The sequence below is a fragment of the Snodgrassella sp. CS2 genome (assembly GCF_050310315.1).
GTDB classification, from domain to species: Bacteria; Pseudomonadota; Gammaproteobacteria; order Burkholderiales; family Neisseriaceae; genus Snodgrassella; species Snodgrassella alvi_E.
This window is the reverse complement of record NZ_JBNPBA010000001.1, coordinates 61630-81160: the sequence shown is the minus strand read 5'-3', so window position 1 is coordinate 81160 and position 19531 is coordinate 61630. Positions and strand designations below refer to the sequence as shown.

18 protein-coding genes are annotated in these 19531 nt (G+C 43.9%); 4 read left to right on the top strand and 14 right to left on the bottom strand.

Features of this window, described 5'->3' with window-relative positions; all coding sequences use genetic code 11:
• Positions 1–150: 150 nt before the first annotated feature.
• Together lon and ettA are read right to left on the bottom strand one after the other, a co-directional pair.
• Positions 151–2598: an endopeptidase La gene (gene lon, locus ACQP6D_RS00365; RefSeq protein ID WP_370388040.1), complete on the bottom strand. Its 2448-nt coding sequence runs from the start codon at positions 2596–2598 to the stop codon at positions 151–153.
• A 198-nt stretch (positions 2599–2796) separates the two neighbouring features.
• Entirely contained in the window at positions 2797–4464 is a 1668-nt protein-coding gene (ettA, locus tag ACQP6D_RS00360) for an energy-dependent translational throttle protein EttA (RefSeq protein WP_427857150.1), read from the bottom strand.
• Between the two features lie 148 nt (positions 4465–4612).
• Between ettA and ACQP6D_RS00355 the strand changes: the two genes are divergently transcribed.
• Both ACQP6D_RS00355 and mutL read left to right on the top strand, forming a co-directional pair.
• Positions 4613–5257 (top strand): DedA family protein, encoded by a 645-nt coding sequence (locus ACQP6D_RS00355; RefSeq protein ID WP_427857456.1) that lies wholly within the window; start codon positions 4613–4615, stop codon positions 5255–5257.
• A gap of 39 nt (positions 5258–5296) precedes the next feature.
• Positions 5297–7228 carry a DNA mismatch repair endonuclease MutL gene (gene mutL / locus ACQP6D_RS00350; RefSeq protein WP_427857149.1) on the top strand — a complete coding sequence of 644 codons (1932 nt, stop codon included), beginning with the start codon at positions 5297–5299 and terminating at the stop codon, positions 7226–7228.
• A 117-nt stretch (positions 7229–7345) separates the two neighbouring features.
• Here mutL and ACQP6D_RS00345 read toward each other — a convergent pair whose 3' ends face one another.
• From ACQP6D_RS00345 to ubiA, 12 genes are all read right to left on the bottom strand, one after another.
• Positions 7346–8929 (bottom strand): YdgA family protein, encoded by a 1584-nt coding sequence (locus tag ACQP6D_RS00345; protein WP_427857148.1) that lies wholly within the window; start codon positions 8927–8929, stop codon positions 7346–7348.
• Between the two features lie 144 nt (positions 8930–9073).
• A complete protein-coding gene (locus ACQP6D_RS00340; protein WP_367422343.1) occupies positions 9074–9877 on the bottom strand; it encodes a TrmH family RNA methyltransferase in 804 nt (267 codons plus the stop codon).
• Positions 9874–10896: a tRNA dihydrouridine synthase gene (locus ACQP6D_RS00335; RefSeq protein WP_367440923.1), complete on the bottom strand. Its 1023-nt coding sequence runs from the start codon at positions 10894–10896 to the stop codon at positions 9874–9876. The genes ACQP6D_RS00340 and ACQP6D_RS00335 overlap by 4 nt, the downstream gene beginning before the upstream one ends.
• A 79-nt stretch (positions 10897–10975) precedes the next feature.
• Positions 10976–11725 carry a PhnD/SsuA/transferrin family substrate-binding protein gene (locus tag ACQP6D_RS00330; RefSeq protein WP_267407921.1) on the bottom strand — a complete coding sequence of 250 codons (750 nt, stop codon included), beginning with the start codon at positions 11723–11725 and terminating at the stop codon, positions 10976–10978.
• Positions 11722–12213: a PAS domain-containing protein gene (locus tag ACQP6D_RS00325; RefSeq protein ID WP_257378004.1), complete on the bottom strand. Its 492-nt coding sequence runs from the start codon at positions 12211–12213 to the stop codon at positions 11722–11724. The genes ACQP6D_RS00330 and ACQP6D_RS00325 overlap by 4 nt, the downstream gene beginning before the upstream one ends.
• Positions 12214–12452: 239 nt before the next feature.
• Positions 12453–13493 (bottom strand): pseudouridine synthase, encoded by a 1041-nt coding sequence (locus ACQP6D_RS00320; RefSeq protein WP_427857147.1) that lies wholly within the window; start codon positions 13491–13493, stop codon positions 12453–12455.
• A 2-nt stretch (positions 13494–13495) separates the two neighbouring features.
• Entirely contained in the window at positions 13496–14095 is a 600-nt protein-coding gene (gene scpB / locus ACQP6D_RS00315; RefSeq protein WP_370388044.1) for an SMC-Scp complex subunit ScpB, read from the bottom strand.
• Between the two features lie 53 nt (positions 14096–14148).
• Positions 14149–15072 carry a ribosome biogenesis GTPase YlqF gene (ylqF, locus tag ACQP6D_RS00310; RefSeq protein ID WP_267407918.1) on the bottom strand — a complete coding sequence of 308 codons (924 nt, stop codon included), beginning with the start codon at positions 15070–15072 and terminating at the stop codon, positions 14149–14151.
• Positions 15073–15157: 85 nt separating this feature from the next.
• Positions 15158–16018, bottom strand: a complete 861-nt coding sequence (gene rapZ, locus ACQP6D_RS00305) for an RNase adapter RapZ (protein ID WP_267403473.1) — start codon at positions 16016–16018, stop codon at positions 15158–15160.
• Complete coding sequence (gene hprK, locus ACQP6D_RS00300; RefSeq protein WP_267390412.1) at positions 15999–16961, bottom strand: HPr(Ser) kinase/phosphatase; 963 nt, start codon at positions 16959–16961, stop codon at positions 15999–16001. The genes rapZ and hprK overlap by 20 nt, the downstream gene beginning before the upstream one ends.
• A 12-nt stretch (positions 16962–16973) precedes the next feature.
• A complete protein-coding gene (gene ptsN, locus ACQP6D_RS00295; RefSeq protein WP_267390489.1) occupies positions 16974–17429 on the bottom strand; it encodes a PTS IIA-like nitrogen regulatory protein PtsN in 456 nt (151 codons plus the stop codon).
• Positions 17430–17565: 136 nt separating this feature from the next.
• Complete coding sequence (ubiA, locus tag ACQP6D_RS00290; protein WP_267403783.1) at positions 17566–18405, bottom strand: 4-hydroxybenzoate octaprenyltransferase; 840 nt, start codon at positions 18403–18405, stop codon at positions 17566–17568.
• A 249-nt stretch (positions 18406–18654) separates the two neighbouring features.
• Here ubiA and ACQP6D_RS00285 point away from each other — a divergent pair, with 249 nt between their 5' ends.
• Positions 18655–19119, top strand: coding sequence for a SixA phosphatase family protein (locus tag ACQP6D_RS00285; protein ID WP_267403471.1), 465 nt, complete (start codon positions 18655–18657; stop codon positions 19117–19119).
• A 26-nt stretch (positions 19120–19145) separates the two neighbouring features.
• Positions 19146–19508: a YkvA family protein gene (locus ACQP6D_RS00280; RefSeq protein ID WP_267403469.1), complete on the top strand. Its 363-nt coding sequence runs from the start codon at positions 19146–19148 to the stop codon at positions 19506–19508.
• Positions 19509–19531: the final 23 nt, after the last annotated feature.

Here is a 19531-nt window from a genome sequence, read left to right as displayed (position 1 = left end):
ACCATATGTGCAGTGGAACCTGAACAATACATTACGATTACTTTATAACAAGCCCAAATTCTTTATGTCAAGCATCGTCACCGCTGCATAAGGTTAAATCATGCCAAAAACAAAGCCATTCACCAATTAGTGTTGGTGAATGGCTGCATATCAATGTTTTACGGTTTTAGTAGTTGACTTGGCCGCAGATTTAGCTATTACTCCCTCTTCAGGCACGCTTGTCCATGGAGTAGGCGGATAAGCCAGACCGAGATTGAGCACTTCATCAATCCACTGTACCGGGTGAATAGTGAGTTTTTCGCAGATGTTGGCAGGAATTTCTTCCAAATCTTTGACATTGTCTTTTGGAATCAACACATGTTTGATACCACCTCGTAATGCAGCCAACAGCTTTTCTTTAAGACCGCCAATAGGCAATATTTCGCCGCGCAAAGTGATTTCACCAGTCATTGCCACATCTGCACGTACCGGAATGCCGGTAAACGCAGAAACCAAAGCCAGTGTGATGGCGCTGCCAGCACTGGGTCCATCTTTAGGTGTCGCTCCTTCGGGTACATGAACATGAATATCGTTTTTCTCATAAAAATCAGGTTCAATGCCTAAGCTTTCAGCCCGGGAACGTACCACGCTCCATGCAGCACTAACAGATTCTTGCATAACATCACCAAGCTTACCGGTGCGCAAAATATTGCCTTTACCACGAAATTTGCTTGCCTCAATGGTTAAAAGCTCACCACCAACTTCAGTCCAAGCCAGCCCGGTAACCTGACCAACACGGTTTTCATTTTCTGCAACGCCATAATCAAAGCGGCGAACACCCAGATAATCATGCAGATTATCAGCATTAATTACGATTGCTTCAGGCTTGGTTTTGGTTTTTTTAGCTTTACCGGCACTAAGTTTTTCTTCTGCAACAGCCTGTTTCATCACTACTTTACGGCAAATTTTGGCTATTTCTCGATCTAAAGAGCGAACACCGGCTTCACGAGTGTAATAGCGGATAATATCGCGTACTGCAGATTCTTCGATGCTGATTTCGCCTTCTCGTACACCGTTTTGTTTGATTTGCTTAGCCACTAAATATTTCATGGCAATATTGATTTTTTCGTCTTCGGTATAGCCAGAAAGACGAATAATTTCCATGCGATCAAGCAAAGGAGAAGGGATGTTAAGACTGTTGGATGTGGCAATAAACATTACATCCGACAAATCAAATTCTACTTCTGCATAGTGGTCAGAAAATGAATGGTTTTGTTCAGGATCCAGCACTTCCAGTAAAGCACTGGCTGGATCACCACGAAAATCATTACCTAATTTATCAATTTCATCCAACAAAAACAGTGGGTTTTTCACTCCGGCTTTGGCCATGTTTTGCAGAATTTTACCAGGCATGGAACCAATATAAGTGCGCCGGTGGCCACGGATTTCACTTTCATCGTGCACACCGCCTAATGCCATGCGTACATATTTTCGTCCTGTAGCCTTAGCTATGGATTCGCCCAGTGAGGTTTTACCTACCCCCGGTGGTCCTACGAGACACAAAATAGGACCTTTAAGCTGATTCATGCGTTTCTGTACGGCAAGGTATTCCAGAATACGCTCTTTGACCTTTTCTAATCCGTAGTGATCTGCATTCAGAATTAGGTCTGCTTTGGCAATGTCCTTGCTTACTTTAGATTTTTTCTTCCACGGAAGCTCTAGCAGAGTGTCAATGTAGTTGCGAACTACGGTAGACTCTGCTGACATTGGTGGCATCATGCGTAATTTTTTGAATTCAGAAAGACATTTTTCTTCAGCTTCTTTGCTCATGCCAGCGTCACGAATTTGAGTTTCCAGATTAACCAGATCATCATCTTCTTCACCCAGCTCTTTCTGAATGGCTTTTACCTGTTCATTCAAATAGTATTCCCGCTGAGATTTTTCCATCTGCCGTTTGACGCGGCCTCGAATACGTTTTTCTACCTGAAGGATGTCCAGTTCTGATTCAAGCAAATGCAATAAATGTTCCAGTCTTGCTGTAACATTTATCATAGACAATATTTGCTGACGCTGATCTAGTTTAAGTTGCAAATGGGCGGCAATAGTATCAGCAAGTCTACTTAAATCTTCAATCCCATGAATGGTAGTTACTACCTCAGCAGGAATTTTTTTGTTTAACTTTGCCAGTTGGTCAAACTGGGAAAGCAATGTACGCCGTAATGCTTCATCATCATTAGAATCGGTATTGATGTCGGCACATTTTTCTATGTGCGCTTCGGCGTAAGGTCCGCTCTCATCTATATACTGTACTTGTGCACGATACAGACCTTCTACCAGCACTTTAACTGTGCCATCTGGTAGTTTGAGTACTTGCAGAATGTTGGCTACAGTACCCATTGCATACATATCTTCTGCATGTGGTTCATCTGTATCGGCATTTTTCTGTGCCAGTAAGAATACGGGCTCGTCATGCTCCACAGCTGCATCCAACGCTGCTATAGATTTTTCGCGCCCGACAAAAAGGGGCAGTACCATGTGCGGGTAAACAACAACGTCGCGTAGGGGCAACATTGCCATAGTTGTTGGCTGCACCGGAGAAGAATCATAAACTTCAGCCATGTAATGCCTCAATCTTTCCTGTAAATATGCTATAAAATTGGATGAGAAAATGGTGCTGAACCAGCGTTTTTCAAGTGCTTTTGAGCTGATTAATCATTGATGTGATTTTGGGTAAAGGCATAAATGGATTTAATATGCCTATAAACTAAAGGCCGGCCAGGATAGATTTATTGTGATCGCTGAACCGGCCAAAGCTAATTAGCGGGTAACCGGTTTATAACGGATACGTTTGGGTTTGGCCCCCTCCTCACCCAGACGGCGTTTTTTATCTGCTTCATATTCTTGATAATTGCCATCAAAGAAGACCCATTTCGAATCGCCTTCTGCCGCTAATATATGGGTGGCAATACGGTCGAGGAACCAACGATCGTGGGATACCACTAGTACACAGCCAGCAAATTCTAATAAAGCATCTTCGAGTGCGCGCAGGGTTTCTACATCCAAGTCATTGGAGGGTTCATCCAGCAAAAGCACGTTGCCGCCAGAAATTAGAGTTTTGGCCAAATGCAGCCGACCGCGCTCACCGCCGGAGAGTTTGCCGACGATTTTACTCTGGTCACTCCCTTTAAAGTTAAACCTTCCTAGATAGGCTCGTGCCGGTATTTCAAACTGTCCTACCTGTAAAATATCCCTGCCTTCGGCAATTTCATCAAAAACGGTTTTATCTTCATGCAGGCCATGCCGGCTCTGATCTACAACAGAAAGTTTAACAGTCTGACCAATCTTCACTTGTCCCTGATCTGGTTGTTCCTGTCCGGTAATCAGTTTGAATAATGTGGACTTACCAGCTCCATTCGGTCCAATGATGCCGACAATGGCTCCCGGCGGGATTTTAAAACTCAAATCATCAATTAGTAATTTGTCGCCAAAACTTTTACTGACGTGTTCGAATTCGATAACTTCATTTCCCAGACGCTCTGCTACAGGAATAAAGATTTCCTGCGTTTCATTGCGTTTTTGATATTCGTAGTTACTCATTTCTTCGAAGCGTGCCAATCGAGCTTTGGACTTGGCCTGACGCCCACGGGCATTTTGTCGCACCCATTCAAGCTCATGTTTCATAGCTTTTATTCGCGCTGCTTCGGCTTTGGCTTCGTGTTCCAGTCTGGCTTCTTTTTGTTCCAGCCATGAGCTGTAGTTACCTTTCCATGGAATGCCGTGACCGCGGTCTAATTCCAGAATCCATTCAGCAGCATTGTCCAAAAAATAACGGTCGTGCGTTACTGCTACTACAGTACCAGGAAAACGAACCAGAAATTGTTCCAGCCATTCTACCGATTCGGCGTCCAGATGGTTGGTAGGTTCGTCAAGCAAAAGCATGTCTGGTTTACTCAATAGCAGTTTGCACAAAGCCACACGGCGTTTTTCACCGCCAGAGAGATTGCCGATAAGGGCATTCCATTCCGGCAGCCGTAAGGCGTCTGCAGCAATTTCCAGCTGATGCTCTATATTGTCACCGGCTCCTGCTGAAATGATGGCCTCCAAACGAGCCTGTTCCTCAGCCAGCGCATCAAAATCTGCATCCGGTTCGGCGTAGGCAGCATAAACTTCTTCCAGTTTCTTTTGTGCGGTAGCCACATCGCCCAATCCGGATTCAACTTCTTCCCTAACAGTTTTATTAGCGTCCAGTTGGGGTTCTTGTGGTAAATAGCCGATTTTAATGCCACTCATTGGAATGGCTTCGCCTTCAAATTCGGTGTCTACACCGGCCATGATTTTCAGTACAGTGGATTTACCTGCTCCGTTCAGACCCAGCAGGCCAATTTTGGCGCCTGGAAAAAACGACAAGGAAATGTCTTTGATAATTTGTTTCTGTGGCGGCACGGTTTTACTTACGCGCAGCATGGAGTACACATATTGGCTCATAGTTTATTCTGTAGATTAAATTAATGTGTATCAGCCTCAATTTAGAGGCTGGTTGTCATGATTTTGATTTTAACATGCATATTCCTGCTTTCGCGGAAAGCTTTGCGTTAAAATACTCCCTTTTATTTTGCCGCCTTAGCATATGCATATTATCTCTGCTCTGATTGATTTTATTTTACATATTGACCAGCACCTGCAATTTATTGTCTTTCAATATGGTGTCTGGATTTATGTGATTCTGTTTGCGTTGATATTTTGTGAGACGGGGTTGGTGGTTACCCCTTTTCTACCTGGTGATTCATTGTTGTTTGCTGCTGGTGGTATTGCTGCCGTCGGGGAAATGAATATTCATTGTATGGTAGTGTTATTACTGCTGGCAGCTATTATTGGCGACGCAGTTAATTTTTATGTGGGTCAGAAATTCGGTGCACATCTGTTTGCCAATCCACAGTCGCGGATATTTAAGCAGATTTATTTGCACAAAACTCAGGAGTTTTATGCAAAACATGGTGGAAAGACCATAATTATTGCTCGTTTTGTCCCAATTGTGCGCACTTTTGCCCCCTTTGTGGCCGGTATGGGGCACATGCATTACGGTCATTTTTTTCGCTATAACTGTATTGGTGCTATTCTCTGGGTGGTGCTCTTTTCATATGCAGGCTATTTTTTTGGCAATCTGCCGTTCATCAAAGAGAATCTATCTTTGGCCCTGATAATCATTATTGCTATCTCACTGCTACCGGCAGTTATTGAAATCATGCGCCATAAGCTGGGCAAAGGCACAAACAAATAATTCTTCATCTGCTGCTGAATAACTATTTACAGGAAAAATATGAGCCAGATACATCTGTTATCAGATCATTTAATCAACCAGATAGCTGCCGGTGAGGTAATTGAACGTCCGGCCAATGCGCTAAAAGAGATTATTGAAAACAGTCTCGATGCTGGTGCTAGCCATATTGATATAAAACTGGAAGCTGGTGGTATCAAACGTTTGTGTGTGACAGATGATGGACAAGGCATGAGTGAATCCGATATACCGCTTGCTCTGCATCGCCATGCCACGAGTAAAATCGGCAGTTTGGAAGATTTGGAAAAAGTTGTGAGCATGGGTTTTCGCGGTGAAGGTCTGGCCAGCATCGCTTCTGTAAGCCGTCTGACCTTAACCAGTCGCACTGCTGATGCCAACCATGCCACGCAGATATACGCAGAAGATGGCCGGCTCAGCCCTATCAAAGCTGCTGCTCATGCGGCTGGTACTACAGTAGAAGCAGTGGAACTCTTTTTCAATACTCCGGCCAGACGACAATTTCTCAAATCTGCAGGTACCGAATTTGCCCATTGCCGCACTATGGTTGAGCGTCTGGCGATGGCACATCCTGATGTGGCTTTTGATTTGCAACATAATGGCAAAGATGTTATTAGTCTGCCAGCTCAATCGCTGTTTGAGCGCTGTACCGCTATTATGGGTACAGATTTTGCGGCTGCCAGTCTAAATGTGGACGAAAGCATGAATACCATGCGTGTGTATGGGCTGATTGGCAAACCGACCTTTATGCAGGGAAAATCCAGTCAGCAATATATATTTGTTAATCAGCGCTTTGTACGTGACAAAATCATTTTACATGCTGTAAAACAAGCTTATAACGATGTTTTACATCAGGCGCTCACACCGGCATTCGTGCTTTTTTTAACTCTGCCACCAACAGAGGTAGATGCCAATGTGCACCCTACTAAATCGGAAGTACGCTTCCGGCAGAGTCAGGCAGTACATCAGCTTATTTTCCATGCTCTGAATAAATGTCTGGCAGCAACAAATGCCGCTCAAACCGAATCAGTTTCGCAACCAGCCACCGTACTGGCTGACATCATGCAAAAGCAACCGGCTGATGTACAGCAGCTATTTGCTACTTCTGAAAATAAAAGCAATTTACAGAAGACTCCGGCTCCTTATCAGCGTAGCCATACGCCACTGCAGCGTAACTTGAGTCTAAGAGAATCGCAAGCTGCTCTGAACACTTATGCGCAGCTATATAAACAGGAACCGTCTACGACAGACAATTCTAAAGCAGCCAATTTTGAGTCGGAAGCAGATAATGAACTTGTAATGTGGGAACAGGCTCGAGGTGTAGCAACAGCTTCAACAACGCAGCAGACAGTGATAAATGATACGGATATTCCACCTTTGGGCTATGCTATTGCTCAGTTACTGGATATTTATATTCTGGCTCAAGCAGAAGATGCTCTCATTTTGGTAGACATGCATGCTACTGCTGAGCGGGTGAATTATGAAAAGATGAAACAACAACGCGATGCTACAGGTAAAGTGAGTAGTCAGACCCTACTCATTCCAGTACGCTTTCAAGCGAGCAATGAAGAAGTGGCTACAGCAGAGGATTATTCTCTTACGCTGCGGGAATATGGTTTAGACATTCAGATTGAGAATAACCAGCAGCTGGTGGTGCATTCTGTTCCGGCCATGTTGATAAAAAGTGATATTCAGCGACTAGTACAGCAGGTATTGGCTGATATGATAACTATTGGCAGCAGTGATGTAGTGAAAGAACGTGAAAATCGAATTCTTTCTACTCTTGCTTGCCATGGTTCAGTTCGTGCTGGACGTAGATTAACTTTACCAGAAATGAATGCATTACTGCGGGATATGGAAAAGACTGAACGTGCTAATCAGTGCAATCATGGCCGTCCGACATGGGTAAAATTGCGCTTGCAAGATTTAGATGCTTTATTTTTACGTGGACAGTAAAACAGTGCAATACTCAGAAGCATTACAAATATCAGTATTTTTATAAATAATCTTAATTCAAAACCCTCTTTATCTAAAAAGATAAAGAGGGTTTGTTGATTATGACCAAAGAAAAGTCTAATGGCTTGTACTAGCGGCTACTGCAGATGCAGCTGGCAGTTCAGCATAATCAGGTTCGGTTTCTGGCTCCGGCTCTATATTCCACATTTTGCCGTTTAGGTAAACTTTGCCATTGATTAATTTCAGATGGGTTTTCACAATACCGTTGCTCACCTGAATGTAGCCTTTTGCCTGCATGGATTTAATTGCACTATCAATCATCAGACGTATGGTCTGGTCGATATCCTCTAGCGCTTCTGCACCGCCAGCACTGGCATCAACAGTAAACAAAGCTCTAGCCTGACTAATGGCAAAATTTTCCATTATTGCCTGCGGTATGGCGAAATCCATTTCGGATTCAGTTTTATTCAGCATGGTGCTCAGTTGCTGCATATCAGAGGCAAGCAGATTTTTAAAACCAAGATTACCATGAATATCAATCAATCCCTGTGGCATTTGCAGTTTAAACGTATTGAGTTTGATTAAAGGATCATGCGTAAACAAACCCAATCCTTCGTTTCGTACGGCAGAAACAATGGCTGCGCGTAGCTGATCATTATTCAGGTTTTGGGTAGATAGCTGAGTAATTTTGTTATTGATGGCTACCAGACTGGCTGCATCCAAATGTTCTGCGGCTGCATCAATATCCAGAGGGCCATAGACATCATTGCCGTACTGCATTCTTTCAAAGCCGAATTTACCCTGACTATTAATCCATTGATCCTGCTCTTTGGTGGATGTAGAAAGTTTCAAATTCTGAATATTGATTTTGGTGGGCATATTATTGCCGGCCGGACTGATAAAGGCACCTATTTGCAGATTAGTAACCAGATTAACCAGCTGATCCAGACGGATGTTGTTGTCAGCGGTATCATTCCAAATAAAAGTAATATCTTTTATGCTAAGGTCACTGTTTCCAAGAGCCAAGGATGTCTTTCCATGCTCAGTATGACTGGTAAACTGCAAATCCTGATAAGAAGCACGGCCTTTGGTCGACAGAATCATGTCCAGACCAGGGCTGACTGTATGGCTGTCATAACTATTGAAATCTTCAGCGTAATCAATAGTAGAATCCAAGCCCTGCCAATTTATTTTAATACCAGACAATTCTTCATAATTAAATTTAGGTATCAGTACATGCATCTGCCCGCTGCCGCTCAGATTGATAGTGTTTTCAAGTTTGACCGGAGCTTCCTGCCCGAAAAAACGGGCCAGAATCTGCTGTGCCTGCGGGGTAAAGCGCAATTCTGTTTCCACATGTGCTCGTACCGGCCGGATGCTGCCGGCAAATAAACCATGCCGTACATGATTAACCACGGTAATAGGCTGTTGTAACACGGTACGCACATTATCAGGAAGCTGTTGCTGAATACCAGCAAAAAAACTAGGTTTAAAGCGAATCTGCATGGTTTCAGTAGAGGTAAACCATCCACGCTGATAGCTTTGTTTATCAATAATCAAAAAAGAGCTTTTAGCCAGTAAATCACGTTGTTCATCCATGCTTTGCTGCGTTTTTACCCCTAAATAGCAAGGTAAAGCGAGTACGACAAGCAATATGACAGCCACGATGGCGGCAATAATGGTTAAAATCCGTTTATTCATGCTCGAAATGTCTTATATATCCACGTTCTGGAAGAGTTGCAGGATAACATCAAACTGGCTGTTTGTCCGCGGTGTTTATCGGTGTAAACAGACTTATTCAAATGTGAACAATTTTGATTTGCATGTACCCGACACATAATTTGGTTAATTTAGTGTACCGCCAGCCGTCAGTCGCTGACGCTGTTGTTCAAATAAACAGACAGTTGCAGCCATGGCAACATTAAGTGATTCTGTTTGTCCGATCATTGGTATTATTACATGCTCGGTAGCGCTGTGTAGCATTTTTGCACTTAAGCCACTGCCTTCATTACCAAATAGCCAGCCAACAGGATGAGTCAGATTCAGTGTGTACAAGTTTCTGGCTGCAGTGCTTAATGCGGTAGCGTATAAGGGATGAGCGTATTCTGCACGCCAAATATCCAAATCAGCAACCGTCTGTATAGAAAGATAAGCATGTGCACCCATGGCGGCCCGTAAGACTTTTGGAGACCAAACGTCAGTACTGTCTTTACTAAGCACAATATGCTTAACACCGGCCGCAAGAGCGCTGCGTAAAATTGTACCAACATTACCTGGATCTTGTACCCGTTCTAACACAACTACATCGTTATCTATAGGTGCTTTAATCTGCGTAGGCAGGGATAAGATGGCAATTGGTTCTTTTGAGTGAGCTAAATCGCTGATTTTCTCTAACAAATGGTCGGCAACTAGTACAATTTGCCGTGCCGGAAGCTCTCTCATTAAGGCAACTATTTCAAAATCATTTGCACGAACTTGCGGTACAAACATTGTGTCGATGGGGTGACCTGCCTGCATAAATGTCTGAATCAGGTGTATTCCCTCCACCACAGCAAGCCGGTGCTGACGTCGATAATGTGATTGTGCAATTAACCGCGACAGATGCTTGAGTTCGGTATTACTGGCTGACTGGATAATTTTGTAGTTCATACCGAAATTCCATTTTCTGCTGTGTGTAGATTTAATTCTTTTTGAATGTCGGCAATGGCCGTTATTTTACGTAGTTGTATAAATAACTCTCCGGCTTCTGCATAGTGCAGTCTGAGCATGCCAAGCCATTGTTTTAAACGCGCCACCGGATAATTGGCATGGCTATTTCGTAGCTGACAACAGCCATTAAAAAAATCCTCAATCCATGGCAAAATTTCGGTCCATGTTAAAGCAGGAAGATTGATCCCCCGATTGGTGGCGGCAATCTGTCTGGCTAAGTCCGGACATTGAACAGCACCGCGTCCGAGCATGACATCGGTACAACCACTGATTTCGCGAATCTGATGATAATCGGCTAAAGTAAACACATCGCCATTGGCAATAACTGGAATGCTTAAAGCTTCGCGAATGCGTCCTATCCATTCCCAGTGTGCGGGTGGTCGATAACCTTCTGTTTTTGTACGTGCATGCACGGTGACTTCACCAGCACCACCCTGTTCGATTGCGTAAGCGCATTCTAGTGCCAGATTTTTATGTTCATAGCCCAGTCGCATTTTTGCACTCAGTTTGATTTCTGCTGGTAAACTTTGACGTACGGTAGCAACAATTTGTTCGATTTTTTCTGGATACTGCAAAAGTACGGCTCCACCCTGATGTTGATTGACGGTAGGAGCCGGACAACCAAAATTCAAATCTATATGGTTGGCACCTAATTTAACTACCTTCAATGCATTTAAAGCCATATTTTCCGCATGGCTGCCCAGTAACTGAACGGCCACAGCTGTGCCGGCTTGAGTCTGATTATTCTGTGCCAACTCTGGCATGTATTTCAGCCACATAGACTTACCGTGTATGGTATGGGTAATCCGTACAAATTCAGTGACACAAATATCAAAGCCACCTATACGAGTTAATAAATCGCGCATAGGAGCATCTATGAGTCCCTGCATAGGGGCAAGTAATATTCTGGGAAAAGATATTTTCGTCTGTATATCAGGATTGCTCACGCGTATAACCATTGCTCTTACAAAAAACAACGCAACCTGTTGTCTGACAAGTTGCGTATTTAATTATAAAATAAAAATGGTTGTAGCAGGTTTAATCGCGTAATGTTTCAATTAGGTCGATCAATAATTCTACTTCTTCTGTCTTCAAAACAGCAAACCCATCATTCAGACCCAGATCTTCCAGCAGCATTTCTCCTGCCGGTGTTTCATGCATGGATGTAAATGCATTCTGTAAAGTATCCAGCATCTCTGCATGCCGCGGATGTAGCAAAATCATATGATATAAATCATTGATTTTACTTTCAATCAATAAATTTAGGCGGCTGAGTGTAATTGAAGTCAGCTTGTGATAGGCAGAAGACATAAATAAGCCTATATCACCTTCGTGCTGAATCAAACCGCGAGCCACTGCTGAAAACGATTCACTTTTTACCCAAGTAAGGTCTTTTTCTTCAATATCTACTGCTTCTAGTAGACGTAAAGCAATCAATTTGACATCATAATTTTCGGTACATAAAATCTTCATACCGGGTTTGACATCCTGAAGTGATTTTATTTCACTGTCAGCCGCACTGGCAATAACCATTTCATCGAAACGATTAACAGGACGAACGACCGGCAAATAACCCAGCTCTCTAATCAGCTTAGAAGCATTAAATGGATTTGCATAGATAATATCAACATTGTCTTTGTCAATTTCCTGCTGCTCTTCTTCAGCATTGCTGGCCATAAACAGGTGCACTGGAGCATCAATTAGGCGTTGCAGACGGGTATTAAGAAAATGCCAGCCAGCATAGAATTCAGGGGGAAAATCTGGTGCAATCAGAAAATTAATGGTCATGAATTACCCCGTTCTTCTTTCATTAGTCCTTCATACAGACTTTGCATTTCCAGCACCTTGCTGCGAGATGGTTTTCGCCGCACTGAGGTATATCCTTGAATCACACCATCCCTTATATTAGGCACAATAGTTGCATATACCCAGTAAAATCCACCATCTTTACGCAGATTTTTAACATAGCCGTGCCATTTCTTACCCTCTTGCACGGTATCCCATAAATCTTTATAAGCCACTTTCGGCATATCGGGATGACGAAGGATATAATGTTCAGCGCCCATCAGTTCTTCGCGCGACCAGCCGCTCATATGCACGAATACTTCATTGGCATGTGTAATTATTCCCTTTAAATCTGTAGTAGAAGTAATCAGACACCCATCAGGAAATTCTGTTTCTACATCAGTACAATATACGGTGCGTGTTACCCCATCGTAATGTGTCAATTCAAATGTACGGTGCTCAATTTCAGGCACCTGCATCGGTGAAATCATTCTGACTCCATTTTCTTGAATGTGGACAACCAGACGAATAATGCAAAAGCTTATATACCATATATATTGCGCCGATTAGCAAAATAATACAAAGCATTTGATTAATTTGTATAAAAAATCACACAATTTCTTGATAAAAATCAAACAATGCAGGAAATTATGTAAATAATTTCCTGCATGGGTAAATCAGATATAACATAAAATAGGATGCTTATAAGCTCAGAATTTATGCCAAGAATCTATTTTTTTCTTGCATAATCAGATTGATACAATCCTGCCCATTTCATGATGCCGGCAACTTCAAATTCATTAAATTCATAATACTGCCCGCGTTTTAAACGTTTAGGTAAGGAGATTGGACCAAAGCGTACGCGTACTAATCGGCTTACCGTTAAACCCTGACTTTCAAACAAGCGCCGTACTTCACGGTTACGCCCTTCTTTGATGATGATGTTATACCATCGATTGGCTCCTTCGCCACCCTGTTCCCACAGATGTTGAGCCGTTGCCATACCATCTTCAAGTTCTACACCATTTAGCAGGTTTTGTTTTTGCTCGTCACTGAGCTCACCCAATACGCGTACTGCATATTCACGCTCAACTTCAAAACTCGGATGAGCAAAACGGTTCACTAATTCACCGGAAGTTGTCAGTATCAGTAAGCCGCAGGTGTTGATATCCAGACGGCCAATTGCCACCCAGCGGCTGCTGGCTGCTTGCGGCAGGCGATCAAAAATACTAATTCGCCCCTGCGGGTCATCACGGCTGACAATCTCGCCTTCCTGCTTGTAATACACCATAATGCGCGGCAGGCGATCTGGCCATTTAATATTAATCGCAGAACCTTTTACGCTGACTTCATCTTCTGGCGTGATTCTGTCACCTAACTGCGCTACTTTGCCATTTACTCGCACCTGTCCTTGACTGATCCACTGCTCCATTTCACGCCGTGAACCGACTCCAGAAGCAGCCAGGGCTTTTTGCAAGCGCACTGGTTCCATTTTTTCCAAGTTTACACGCTGTTCTTTCAGTATACGGGAACGTTGCAATATATCTTGATTGGGTGTGCGCTGCACCAGCTTTCTGGCGCGCTGAATACGTGCTTTGTTTTCCACTTTCTGTTCGAAAGCGGTATTTTTTCCAGTAGTTGCATTTTTATGTTCTGATGCAACCTTTTTTATCTTATTATTTTGCCGGCCTTTACTGCTGACTTTATTACTCTTTGAGGCCACACCATCGCGTATCTGGCGCTTGGTTAATTTTTTGTTGGCTTGACTCATGTTTAAACTCCCGATCCGTCATCCGACGGTTCTTCTGCGGTTGTTGAAACTTCCGCAGGTTCACTTAATTCAGGTAAAACCAGTTCACCCAATTCGGTTAAAGGTGGCAGCTGATTTAAATCTTCCAGCTGTAAATCACTTAAAAATGTAGCGGTAGTGGCCCATAAGTTGGGTCGCCCTACGCTGTCGCGTTGTCCGATAATCTCTATCCAGCCACGATCCTGCAATGTTTGTAACACATTACTGGAAACAGCCACGCCACGTATTGCTTCTATATCACCACGTGTAACCGGCTGCTGATAGGCAATTATTGCTAGTGTTTCCAATACTGCACGTGAATAGCGCGGTGTGCGTTGCACATCCAGACTGGCCAGCAACGGATAAGCTACCGGTGTGACCTGAAACCGCCAGCCTTCGGCACAATGCACCAAATTCAATGCGCGTTCATGCCAATACTCCTGCAAATGAGACAATACACTAGTCAGTTCATCTGCAGATAATGGCGGCTCCCTGAGTGAGCACAATTGCTTCTCGCTCAGTGCCTCACTTTGGGTGAGTAATGCAGCTTCAATCAAAGCTTCGATAGAGACTGTATGATTCATAGCCATGAGTTCCTACGCTGTCAGTGCAGGCATGATAAGATCTAGAAAAGAAATCAACTTTTCCGTGCAGCTTTTTTGGCTGCGCGCTCGGCTTTTAGCTGAGCTTCCTGCATTTGTCCTTTTTTCAGCCACACTGCCCATTGGTTTGGGGTTTCCAATGTAATTCGGCCAATCAGTCCATCGCGAAAATCGGTGAGCACACGCTCAGCTGCTTTCTGGTAATCAATGCGGCCACCGCTTAATAAGGCACCGCGTTTTTTACCAATCCATTCTAGCCAATTATCATCACGCCAGTGCGGGCTTTCACTCAAATCTGCCTGATATCTCAGTTGCAGTAAAGAAAGGTAATGGCGGCGCAGATAATCCAGTAATTCAAGTGCCACTGTTTCCTCATCTAGTGCGTTGCGTCCCACTGCTCCACTAGCGGCCAAATTATAACCGGCTTCTTCGACAATGATTTTAGGCCACAGCATACCGGGGGTATCATACAACCAGAAATCATCTGCCAATATTAGCCGCTGCTCTGCCTTGGTGATACCTGGTTCATTGCCGGTTTTGGCACTGCGCTTACCCAGCATACCATTAATCAATGTGGATTTACCTACGTTAGGAATACCACAAATAAGCACTCTTAACGGACGGTCTAACCCATGGCGATTGGGTACCAGCGATCGGCACGCTGCAATGATTTTACTTGCTGCCTGTTTTTCTGATGCATCCAGTGCCAGTACATTGGTATGAGGCTGGGCGCGATAGTCGGTCAGCCATAGCTCCGTACGCTCTGGATCGGCTAAATCTTGTTTATTAAGTATTTTCAGTTTGGGTTTATCGGCAGCTAGCTTGGCCAGCAATGGATTGGCACTTGAAGCCGGTAAACGTGCATCCAGTACCTCAATGACCATATCCACACTTTTAATACGCTCGGCAATGGCTTTTTTGGCTTTATTCATGTGCCCGGGATACCATTGAATCGCCATAAACTGTCCTTGTCTGCTAAAAATCCAACACAGAAAACACACAGGCAGCCTGATTTCAGGCTGCCTGAATAATTCACTGTACTTATTATACCGTTTTTTCAGAATTTTTTCTCAATTCCAGCTGCCGATGCCGAACGATTACCGAATATGCATTAAGCTGCTGTGCGAGTGCCTGAACAATATATACAGAGCGATGCTGCCCACCGGTACAACCAATGCCGATATTAACATAGCTGCGGCTTTCCTTTTCCATTTCGGGCAACCAGCGGCATAAAAAACCAGATAAATCTGCAATCATTTCTGCCATGACCGGCTGGCGAGCAAAAAAATCCTTTACTGGTTCATCCAGTCCGGTGAAAGGACGTAAATCAAAATCGTAATAAGGATTGGGAAGAAACCGTACATCAAAGACAAAGTCCAGTCCTGCTGGTACTCCATATTTATAGCCAAAAGATTCTAGTACCACACGCAGGGGAGCTACCGGCAGATTCAACCATTGCTGTATTTGACGGCGCAACTGAGGTACGTTGAGCAAAGAAGTATCGATTACATAAGCAAAGCTTTGTAATGTAGACATATATTCCTGTTCGGCAGCGACACTTTCATTCAGTGTCTGGTGCTCTTTCGCCAGAGGATGGCTGCGGCGCGTTTCTGAAAAACGACGCAGCAAAACAGGTACCGATGAAGTTAAAAACAGCAGATCTACCTGATGCCCTAGCTGCCGCAATCTTTTTACTAGCTCTAACACTTCTGCTGGATTAAAGCGTGAGCGAATATCTACGCTTACACCCAATTGAGCTGTTTGGCTAGCGGCATAATGCTCAATCAGACCGGGTAAAAGCTTAACTGGTAGATTATCCACACAGACAAATCCAACATCTTCCAGCAAACGCAAAGCAATAGATTTTCCAGAACCGGATAATCCACTAATCAATATTATCCTCATGATTCACCGCATCCTCTTTCAGCATTGAATTATGACGATCCAAAAATTCCTTGGTACTGTCTTTACCTCTCATTTGTAAAATAAAATTACTTACTGCAGCTTCCACCAAAACGGCCAGATTGCGCCCTACGGCCACAGGTAGGGTCACACTACGTATAGAGACATTCAGAATGCTTTCGGTTTCACTTTTGATACTCAGACGGTCCATTCGTTGCATGTGGCTATCATCGGCAAGTGCCAGATTGATGATGAGCTGTAGCTGTTTTTTCGGGCGCACGGCAGTTTCACCGAAAATGGCACGGATGTTGAGCACGCCTAGACCACGCACTTCCAAAAAATCTTTCAGCATGGCAGGACAGCGCCCTTCCAGCGTTTCCGGCCCAATGCGGTACAGCTCTACAGCATCATCTGCGACCAAGCCATGGCCACGGGATATCAACTCCAGTGCCAGCTCGCTTTTTCCTAGTCCAGACTGGCCGGTAATAAGTACGCCGATTTCAAATACATCTAAAAAAACACCGTATTTAACAGTTGAGGCAGCCAGTACCCGTTGCAGATAGATGCGCAGCACATCCATCAGGAAGGGACTTTCTGTTTTTGATGTTAACAGTGGCACATTATGCGTATGACAATAATCACGCAACATATAAGGCACGGGTAAATCATTAGCCACAATGATCAAAGACATGGTAAGGTCGAATAATTCATTGAGGGTAGTTTTGATTTCTCCGGCCTCAATCTTATTCAAATACTCAACTTCGGCAATACCGATTACCTGTATCTGATTGGGATGGATAAAGTTCAAATGGCCGACAAGAGCCAATACCGGTTTATCAGCATCGATACTGATGCGGTTATCAGCGCCAGCGGTGCCGGCAGACCACGCCAATTTAAGCTTAGTCTGGTTATCATGATACAGACGCCGTACCGATATGCTGGGCATAAAAGTCTGTCCTTATAGCTCTTCGGCAACAAGTATATCGCGCACACTTTCAGCACTGGTAGCAGACAAAAGTGCATTGCGAACTGATTTCTGGGAAAATTTTCCTGCCAGCTCTGATAATACATTCAGATGTTTAGTGGAAGCATTTTCCGGCACTAATAGCACAAACACCATGTTTACAGGTTGCTCATCCGGTGCATCAAAGGCAATGGGGGTTTGCAGCCGGAAAAACGCGCCTACAGTATCTTTTACGGTACCAGTTCGACCATGGGGAATAGCAACGCCTTTGCCTAAAGCTGTAGAACCCAGTTTTTCACGTGCAAACAGGCAGTTAAATACATCTTCTTGTGACAGACCGGCCTGCTCGGATAATAGTTTTCCGGCTTCCTCAAACAATCTTTTTTTGCTGCTAACATTTAAATCGAGAACCACGTGTGAAACCGGTAATATATCCCCAATTAAACTCATGCTCATTTTCTATTCCTATCAAATTGCTCATTGCAGCGGTTCTTAAACCCTTGAGCTACAGGATGTGCAATTTCTTCCATTACTATTAATCAATTACCCAATTATATTATCTTTTAATCGCACAGACGGTTATGTATTAAGGATGGCCTAGCCAAAAATGCAGCAATAGCCCTACAAACCAGATAAGTCCGATACGGTTGTTACGTAAAAACATAGCAAAGCATATTTTGCGGTCTCGTGTACGAATATTCCGCCACTGTATATACTGTAAAACCAGCACCAGCGGCAAAGCAAGCCAGTACCATATAGTGGCCTGAATCATCCCGCCAGCAATAATCATGAATATATCAAAACCAAGATGGCACAACATCACGGCAGTAATATCATGCTGCCCGAAAGTGATAGCAGAAGTACGGATACCAATTTTCAGGTCGTCCTCTTTATCTGCCATCGCGTAAATGGTATCGTAGGCCAGAGTCCATAATGTATTGGCTGCGAGTAAAACCCATGCAATCATGGGTACCTGTTTGCTCACTGCAGCAAAAGCCATCGGAATACCGAAAGAAAATGCCAGGCCAAGATATAGTTGCGGCAGCGGAAAAAAGCGCTTGGTAAAGGGATAAGTCATAGCCAAAAACAAAGCCGGTACACTCATCAACCAAGTAAGCCGATTAAGTGGCTCCAGACACAGTGCAGCCAAAATACACAGCACCAGCGTAAGCAAAAGCGCTTCTTTTTTGCTCACTTTTTTCAAAGCAAACGGGCGTTGATTGGTACGGTCTACCGCACCGTCAAAGTCGCGGTCGGCATAATCGTTGATCACACAGCCTGCACTGCGCATTAAAAAAGTACCAATAGTAAATACCAATACCGTTAGCCAGTCTGGATGGCCATCACCTGCAATCCACAGTGCCCACCACGTGGGCCAGAGCAGCAATAATGTGCCGATAGGACGGTCTATACGCATTAACTGCATATAAACTTGCAGACGGTCAGCCAGCCGCCAGCTTTGATTCTGCCCCAGTTTACCTTCTACAGAAAATCGATTCACGCCAGTTTAGTCTTCCAATGTTAATGCTTGATTAAAAAATACAAAGATAGCCCGAGTGACATTGCCAGACCATCTGGTTAGCTCTACTATCAAACTGTGAATGGAAACCAAACAATTGTAACATAAGCATAACAGTACACTGCACTCAGACACCATAATCCAAAGGAGTAAGATATGGACTTAATTTTATGGCGCCATGCCGAAGCCGAGGATAACTGGGAGGATATGGCACGCAAACTCACCACTAAAGGCCAACTGCAAGCAAAGCTGAGCGCGCAGTGGCTGCGTCAGCATTTGCCGGGTAATTGTCAAATTTACTGTTCAGAAGCTGTCAGGTCTCAGCAAACTGCTCGTTATCTGAAGCAGCCGTTTACTGTAAACAAATTATTCAATCCGGACTGCCACCCGCTTGATCTAGCCACATTTCTGCAACAGCAGCCCCCTGCATCCACTCAGATATGGGTAGGACATCAGCCATGGATTGGCCAGTTTTGTGCTTATCTTCTTAATGGTGTCTGGCTGCCACAACAATTCTGGTCAGTAAAAAAATCGGCTTTTTGGTGGTTTGATGTCCGTTTTTACCAGCAACGCCATCAAGCACGAGTAAAAGTGGTTTTATCACCGTCAAATTTAAAATAAATCCATTATTAAGAAAACACAATGCCATGAAGTTTTTTTCCAAAAGTGTGGTCAATCTGCATGGATGGGTTAATGAGCAAAGCTTTTTTGCCAAACTATCCAGAAATGCTTTGCGTTTGGGCAAACCGGTGGTTATACAGCTGTACTCTTTATTTCTGCTACTTAAATCTCCGCATACGCCTTTACGCAGTAAAATGTTGATTCTAGGTGCCTTGCTTTACTTTCTTAGCCCAATAGATCTCATACCAGACTTTCTTGGGCCGCTTGGTTTCACCGACGATATTGCCGTTATTGCTATGGTATGCAAACAACTACAAACTGCTCTCACACCAGCTTTGAAAGAACAGGCTCAAAACGCAATCAACCGTTTTTTTACCAACAAGGCTTAGAGCTGGTTTAAGCATTTTGCTAT